Source organism: Cyanobium sp. BA20m-14 (assembly GCF_024346295.1).
The window spans coordinates 1-5,032 of sequence record NZ_JAGQCR010000227.1 but is presented as its reverse complement, the minus strand read 5'-3'; the positions used below and the strand labels follow the sequence as shown (position 1 = coordinate 5,032).

The following is a 5,032-nucleotide window of genomic DNA, read 5'->3' as shown; positions in this document are numbered from 1 at the left end:
CATCTTATCTTTTTGCTCCGCGTAGTAGCCGCGGCGGCTGTCAAACAGTTGGGCTAGTAATTTTGGCTTAATAATCTCAGCCTAGCGATTTAAGGAACTCGCCGATTTTTGGTGCACAGGTCTGGAGTACATGCTGCAAAGAGGTATGGCCCTTGCCCGTGCCGGAATCGCTAATCTCAACGATTTCCATTTTCTCGGCAAGTATGCACCTGGCCTCATCCAGTTGGCCCAGCTCAACTGGCACCATTTCGTCGCCGTCAATTGCTACGGCAAGCACTTGGGCTTCAATCTTCTCAAGTGATAGGGCAGCGTTGAATGTGTCATTGGCCCGCAATTGGTAGATCCAGTCGTTGGCATCTAGTTTTGCGGCGATTTTCTTTGCCAGCCTGGGCAGGTGCCGGAGGGCAAGCTCCCTGGTGGGGGCAGCTCTCCATAGGTGGTTGACCCCGGACATAAATATCCAGTAGGTCATGATGGCTAGGGGAAAGTTGCGTGGGGGCTCAAGGTAATTGCCGCCATCCCAGCTTGGATCAATGAGCAAGGGCTCAATTCCGAGATAATCCTGCATGCCACGACGGCCGGCCAGCGGAAAGGGAGAGGCGACCATCGGAATGATGCTCTTGGCCGCCTGGGGATATTGAATTGCCCATTGCCATGCGAGCCTGCCGCCCAAGGAGCTGCCGATCACGGCCCGTAATTGGTTGATACCCAGGTGATTGGTTACCAGGTCGTGCTGGGCCCGAACCACATCCTCATGCTGGTAGGAGGGGAAGTTCATGCGCAGGCCATCGCTTGGTTTGCTTGAGCCGCCTGCACCAATGTTGTCTGAGATAATCACAAAGGTTTGGCCCAGATCCAGGGGCTGGCCGGGGCCATACATGCTGTTGGCCCACCAACCCTCTGTATAAATCTGCCAGCTGCTTGCTGTTCCATGAATGAGCAGAACCGCATTTTGGATCAGGCCATTTGAGTCAAGCTGGGGCTCTCCCAGGGTGGTGTGGTTAATGCGCGCAAGGGCAAGTGTCTGGCCGCTTTCAAACTGAAAATTGTTGATCAGATGGAACTTTTCTCCGCTGTTTACGGCGAAGGTATCTCGATCAGCCATATTTTCTTGCTTCGGTTTATTGACCCCTAGCCTTGGTGCAGCATTTGGCCATGTTGTTCAGCCAACACGGTGCTTGAACCCTCACCGGGTCTTGCCGACTCTTGCCTCGTATCACCTAGTCAGTCCATCGGAACCCCCGTGGTGGGATCGAGGCGTTCGGCTAGGGCGGCCACCGGCACCATCACCAGCAGGGCCACGCCGCAGATCAACCACTGCTGGGGCTCCAGGGGGGCCGTGGCGAAGAAGCGGTTCATCCAGCCGAGCTGGCTGAAGCCCAGCTGCAGCAGCACCGCCGTGCCGATGCCCGCCAGCAGGATCGGATTGTGGTGCCAATGGCGCCAGCCCAGCTTGCTGACCTGGCTGATGCTGACCAGATAGGCGATCTGGGCCAGCACCAGGGCCTGGATCGCCATGGTGCGGGCCAGGGGCAGGCTGTGGCCATGGGAGCGGGCCCAGAGAAATACCCCGAAGATGAAGCACCAGTAGAAGGTTGAAACCAGCACCACCTTGCGCACCAGACCGCGGCTCGGAGGGGCTGGGCCGGGGGCCGCGGCCCTTGCCGCATCAGCCCCGGTGGCCGGGGCTCGAAGGCCAGGGGGATCGAGAGGCTCAGGGAGCAGACCATGTTCAGCCAAAGCACCTGCAGGGCTGTTACCGGCAGCTCCAGGCCCAGCACGGCACCCAGCAGGATTGTCATCGAGGCGCCGCCGTTCACCGGCAGCACGAAGGCCAGGGCCTTGTGCAGATTGAGATAAACGGCCCGGCCCTCCTCCACGGCCGCTTCGATTGTGGCGAAGTTGTCGTCGGTCAGCAGCATGTCGGCCGCTTCTCGGGCCACCTCCGTGCCCCCCTTGCCCATGGCGATGCCGATGTCGGCTTGTTTGAGGGCCGGGGCGTCGTTGACGCCATCGCCGGTCATGGCCACCACGGCCCCATCCGCCTGGAGGGCTTGAACCAGGGCCAGCTTCTGGGCGGGTGCCACCCGGGCAAACACGTCGTTGCGGCGGACGCAGTCGATCAGCTCAGCCAGGCTGAGCCTGGCCAGGCTGCGGCCTTCGATGGCCCCCAGGCTGCCCGCCTCGCCCAGGCCTAGCTGCAGGGCGATGGAGCGGGCGGTTTCGAGGTGGTCTCCCGTAACCATCTTCACCTTGATTCCCGCGCCCTGGCAGGCGGCCACGGCCCGGATCGCCTCGGGGCGGGGGGGATCGAGCATGCCCTGCAGACCCAGAAAATCCAGCCCCCGCTCGATTTGGCTGGGCTGCAGCTGGTTGGGATCCCCATCGGCCCGCCCGATGGCGAAGGCCAGCACCCGCTGGCCTCGGCCGGCCATGGTTGCCACCGCGGCGGTGATGCGCTCGCCTTCTAGGGGCTCGGCCTGGCCGCTCGGGTTCAGCTGGCGGCTGCAGCGGGCCAGCACCACTTCCACCGAGCCCTTGACCAGGATGCGGTCGCTGCCGTGCAGGGTGGCCATGTACTGCTGTTCTGACTCAAACGGAATGGCATCCCGACGGGGGTGGCGCTCGAGGGCCTGCTGCCGGTCCAGGCCAGCCGTTTCGGCGGCCTGGAGCAGGGCCGTTTCGGTGGGATCCCCCACCAGCCCCTCCTGCTGGCTGGGCCGGGCGTCGTTGCAGAGCAGGCCCGCCAGCAGGGTTTCTTCCAGGGCCCGATTGCTGGCCAGGAGATCGCAGTCACTGCCATTGCCTGGCCAGAGCGCCTCGATCGGCACCAGGGCTCCGCCGGCATGGATCTCCTGCACCGTCATCCGGTTCTGGGTGAGGGTGCCGGTCTTGTCGGAGCAGATCACGGTGGTGCTGCCCAGGGCCTCCACCGCCGGCAGCTTGCGGATGATCGCGTTGCGGCGGGCCATCCGGTTGACGCCGATTGCCAGGGTGATCGTCACGATCGCCGGCAGCTCCTCCGGAATCGCCCCCACCGCCAGGGCCACCGCCCCGTCAAACATCTCGACCCCATCGCGGCCGCGCAGCAGACCCACCAGGAAGGTGAGGCCGGCCAGCACCAGCACCAGCTGCAGGAGGGTGTGGCTGAAGCGGCGGAACTTGCGGGTCAGGGGAGTGCTCAGGCTGACCTGCTGTTGCAGGGAGCTCGAGATCTGGCCCACTTCGGTGGCGGCACCGGTGGCTACCACCAGGCCCAGGCCCAGGCCGCTGGTCACCAGGCTGCCGGCATAGGCCATGCCGATCCGCTCGGCCAGGGGAGTGCTCTTGGCAACGGCTGCGCTGTCTTTCGCCGCCGGCAGGGATTCGCCGGTGAGGCTCGATTCATCCACCTGCAGGTTGCGGGCCTGGAGCAGGCGCAGATCCGCTGGCACCTTGTTGCCCGCCTCCAGGCGCACCAGGTCGCCCGGCACCAGCTGCTCGGAGGTGAGGCGATGGCGCCGGCCGGCGCGGATCACCTCCACTTCGGTGCGCACGGCTCGGGCCAGGGCGGCAATCGCCGTTTCGGCCCGGTTTTCCTGCACGTAGCCGATCACGGCGTTGATCAGGGTGACGCTCCAGATAACCAGCGCCTCGCCGGGTTCGTGGAGCAGCAATTTGATCCCGCCCACCGTCAGCAGCGTGTAGAGCAGGGGGTCGTGGAATTGGCCCAGGAACCTGCGCCAGGCAGGCAAGCTCCCGCCGTCGCCGAGGGCGTTCGGCCCCCAAACCCCCAGGCGCCGCTCGGCCTCCTGATCGCTGAGCCCCTGGCTTGTGCTGCTGGCCAGCTCGGCTGCCAGCTCGGGGCCGGCGCGGCTGTGGACCTCAGCGGGGAGAAGGGGCACGGCTGCTCCTGCGGGGTGTCAACTTTCCGGGACCAGGAGGTTGGCGAGCTCCTCGGCATCTACGTCGTAGACACGGGCCAGGCTGGTTTCGATGGCACTGGTCACCTCGCCGGGCAGGAAGCGCATGGCGTTGAGGGCGTCGTCGGCGATCTCTTCGGTGAGCAGGGTCTCGCTGCCGCCGAGCTTCTCATCGTTGATCACCGCCATCACCCAGCTCTGGTAGGCGTAGACGAGATCGCCAAACTCCAGTTCGGGATCGTTGAAGTCGAGGGCCATGGGCTGCGGCGGGCGCGGGTGGTTGCAGTCTGCCCGCGGCTGGGCAGGATGGCGGCCATGAACGCCTCCAGCCTGCAGGCCAGCTTGTTTGATTTCGCCATCGGCGAGCTGGTGCGCCAGCACCGCGAGAGCTTTCAGCCCCTGTGGAGCACCGAGAGTTGGGCCAAGCTGATGATCTGGCTTTCGCTCAACTGCGGTTGCAGCGGTGATCGGGACGGGCTGGAGGCTTTTGCAGCTGCCCTGGGCCCGGTGATCAGCGGACGCATGCGCCGGGTCTTTTTTGAGCGGGCTCTAGAGGATCTGGAGCTGCAGGTGTTGGCCGATCCCGCCCAGGAGCAGGTGCTGGTGATGCCCATGGGGCCCGGCGGGCCGCTGGACTCCGCCCGGGTGACCCAGGCCCTGGAGCGGGTGGGGCTGCTGCCAGGGCTGGTGGCCCCCCAGGAGCGCTGGCAGCCACTCGATGCCCTGGTGGCCATTCCCTGGCGGCAGCAGCCCTGATGGAGCTGATCGCCTCTTACCGCAATGCCGGCTTCGAGGCCCTGGCCGATGGGGTGCGGGCCTTTTTTGAGCGCCGCACCGACCTACAGCGTCCGGGGGTGGCCTTCGGGCCCAGCGCCGAGCCCGCCAAAATCTCCACTGACATCTCCCTGGTGGCGATCGACCGCTCCGATCCCGAGGCCTATGCCCTGGCCGAGGTGATCCTGCGCGGGGTGAGCGCCGCCCTGGAGCGCTACCTGCAGGAGCGCCCCCTGCTGCGGGAGTGCTCTCCGGATCAGGAGCTGTTTGTCAATCCAATCTTCAACCTCCAGCACTACGCCCCGGGTGAGGGCTTCAAGCGCTGGCACTGCGACTGGACCATCAGCGATGAGGCC

The 5,032-nt window shown here is 65.0% G+C and carries 3 protein-coding genes and 2 pseudogenes; 2 read left to right on the top strand and 3 right to left on the bottom strand.

Features of this window, described 5'->3' with window-relative positions; genetic code table 11:
- Positions 1-76 precede the first annotated feature (76 nt).
- The 3 genes and pseudogenes from KBZ07_RS16075 to KBZ07_RS16065 form a co-directional block, all read right to left on the bottom strand.
- Positions 77-1,105 (bottom strand): alpha/beta fold hydrolase, encoded by a 1,029-nt coding sequence (locus tag KBZ07_RS16075; RefSeq protein ID WP_254932551.1) that lies wholly within the window; start codon positions 1,103-1,105, stop codon positions 77-79.
- A gap of 119 nt (positions 1,106-1,224) precedes the next feature.
- A pseudogene (locus KBZ07_RS16070) lies at positions 1,225-3,884 on the bottom strand (cation-translocating P-type ATPase).
- A gap of 18 nt (positions 3,885-3,902) precedes the next feature.
- Positions 3,903-4,160, bottom strand: a complete 258-nt coding sequence (locus tag KBZ07_RS16065; RefSeq protein ID WP_254932550.1) for a hypothetical protein — start codon at positions 4,158-4,160, stop codon at positions 3,903-3,905.
- 48 nt (positions 4,161-4,208) lie between these two features.
- Between KBZ07_RS16065 and KBZ07_RS16060 the strand changes: the two genes are divergently transcribed.
- Together KBZ07_RS16060 and KBZ07_RS16055 are read left to right on the top strand one after the other, a co-directional pair.
- The gene (locus KBZ07_RS16060) at positions 4,209-4,658 is read left to right on the top strand and encodes a protein phosphatase (protein WP_254932549.1); all 450 of its coding nucleotides are present in this window, start codon (positions 4,209-4,211) and stop codon (positions 4,656-4,658) included.
- Positions 4,658-5,032: pseudogene (locus KBZ07_RS16055) on the top strand (2OG-Fe(II) oxygenase); the annotation flags it as partial. The gene KBZ07_RS16060 and the pseudogene KBZ07_RS16055, both read left to right, overlap by 1 nt.